Source organism: Bartonella massiliensis (genome assembly GCF_902150025.1).
GTDB classification, from domain to species: Bacteria; Pseudomonadota; Alphaproteobacteria; order Rhizobiales; family Rhizobiaceae; genus Bartonella; species Bartonella massiliensis.
On record NZ_CABFVS010000050.1, the window covers coordinates 1 to 2,717 of the forward strand.

At 35.1% G+C, this 2,717-nt stretch carries 1 protein-coding gene; it reads right to left on the minus strand.

The genetic code is table 11. The features are described 5' to 3' along the window. Positions 1–1,015 precede the first annotated feature (1,015 nt). Positions 1,016–2,717: YadA-like family protein (locus FNZ60_RS08850; RefSeq protein ID WP_185913569.1), on the minus strand; the 1,702-nt coding region annotated here is incomplete at its 5' end.

A 2,717-nucleotide genomic window follows, 5' to 3' on the forward strand; every position in this document is an offset into this window, starting at 1 on the left:
TTTTTTATAAAGAAACTTATGGCTGGATATGTTGAATGGATACAAAGAAGAATGTATTCAGACCATGTTAATTAAGCTTACGTTTTTTATATAAGAATGAGAGAGGTTTTCTGTTTAGATATAAAATGCTTTACTTAATAAAGGTCTGTTTTTTTAATAAGATAGAAAGTAAAAGGTGTTTTGTTATTTAATATAAACTTTCACTTATTTAAAAGGTTGTTAACAGCCGGTAAGTAAAGAGCTAAATATTTAAAGAGATGTTAGATTTTCTAGATCTGTACCTAACTCAGTAAGGTTGTTTCTTATTTAAGCTTTAGTGCAAAATATGAAGCGTTTTTGGGATTTTTTTACGCATCTTACCTCCCCCCTCTTGAAACCTTTTTATCAAAACGAGTCCTAGTTTGAGACTATTTCATCCCTTGTATAGACTATTAAGACAAATGGCAAGAAAAAAATGAATTTTATTATTTTTACAGAATGAGTCTTTCCAATTTAGGCAATTGTGAAATATCTCTATCATTTAAAATTCGTCGCTTCATTGCTGTTATAGGCTTATATAGAGGTTCTGTTTCATAATTTATTTTAATTATCCCGTTTTGACCAAAATGAGTCTTACTTATCATTACCGCTGTTATATCACTCATCATTGCTCCTGCTGTGTACAGATTCAATAAACAAAATAATAAATGGGATTTTTGATTTTTTTAAACCTATTCCCCAATGAATCTTTTCTATCAATGAAACTATAGAATGCTTGCTTTTAAAATAGTGTGCGACTCTGCATTCTCTTCATTTATATGAGAGCATTACTCTGCATTTGTAAAATTTTTGTTAAAGTGCTTTATTTTTCACAAAAATCAACCTTACTCAACGTCTTATGAAACTTCATAATGATATTACTTCATCGCTTTTCTATATAAAATACTCCTTCTTTATAAGATAAAATTTGCACCCTTGCCTAATCAAGACAAGGGTGCAAATTTGGTTCAATTATCGTTTTTCGTCTTATCTGGTGTTATTTTAATTTCAGAGTTATTCCACCCCCGACACCCCAATGACCTTCGGCACTGGTTGCTGAGAGATTAGAACGAATCTTGCCATCTTCAGATGTATAACCTGCACCAATAGCAAAAGCAGATTGACCACGCCACAAACCACCACCAAACGAAATACTTAAAGATCCTGGATCATCGAAGTAACGTAAGTTAGACACTGCTAGACCAATGGCTGCGGCTTGTCTTGCCTCTTTTCGGACATCCTCAACGGCATAACTTAATGCCGAAAACTTCATATCCGTATAAGAATTCGCCTCACCAACTGCATCTCTTACAATATTAGAAACTTTCTGATTCGTATACTCTTGTGCTTCTTTAAGAACAATATCCATCTGCTCTTTGGTATGGTTATATAACTGACCACCGTTTACTGCTTCCTTAGAATCTTCTTTAATTGCACCATCCTTTACATTTTTTATCAAAATAGGTTCACCTTCATTTTCGCCTGCTAACGTGATGCTATTTTTTTTCTTTCCACTTTCCTTATCGAAATCATAGCTGACTGCAAGATCTACCTTGTTTTCAACGGTTTGAACCCTGTTTTTAACGTTTTTAACCTCAGTTTCAACGTTATTAACCTGGGTTTCAACGTTTTTAACCTGATCTTTAACGTTTTTAACCTCAGCTTCAACGTTATTAACCTGGGTTTCAACGTTTTTAACCTGGGTTTCAACGTTTTTAACCTGAGTTTCAACGTTCAAAAGCTGACTACCATTCACGGCATCTTTTGAGTCTCCGGTTAGAGCACCATCCTTTACATTGGTAATCTTACTTGGTTCGCCATCATGACTAGCGTCATACCCTTTTTGTTCTTTATTCCACGTTAAACCATTAGAGGCTGTATTAGGGGGCGTTCCATTCTTCTCAACATTAGTAAGACGATTGTTTATATTGGACAGAGTCTCATTCATACCAGAAAAAGCAGATGCAACATTATCATATGCCTGTTCTAAAAGATTACCATCTTTGAACACGTTTACCATAAATTTAGGAGCGTTCCATTTTCCATCTTCATAGCCTGCGCCACCGCCAAAATAACCTGCAAGGGTATTGCCCATGGAATAGAGTTGGGAACCATTGATTGCATCGTCTGAATTAGCAGAAATATCTCCCATAGAAATACCAGACAACAGCTGCTTTTCATCTGCACTGCTCACAAGGCCCACTTTTGTTGTTGGTATTTCAGAAGCAAAAAGTGTTGCTATATCCCCATCTTCCCTCTCGCCTAAATTTATAGGTAACATTCTCAAAAAAGGAAAACCTTCTGTAATAATATCATCTGGATCAACATCTTTTTCATCAATATTAAAGTTATCTCTTACATCATTAAAGTTATCTCTTACATTTCTAATCTGTTGATTTAAACTTTCAAAAGTCTTGTTAACGCCAGCAAATGCAGATTCAACACTCGTATATTTTTTATTTACCTCATTACCATCCACATCAAAGGATTTAACTGTAAAAATAGGACCTTTCCATTGTCCATCTTCATCATATCCAGCTCCACCGCCAAAATAATTTGCAAAGGCCTGAGACATTAAATAAAGTTGACCACCATTGACTGCCTCAGTTGATGTTCTTGTAAATGCCCCCCCCTTAACACCAGAGAGAACGCGTGGGACATTATCTCTGTTTGCAATATCTATTCTCTTGCCACTTTCG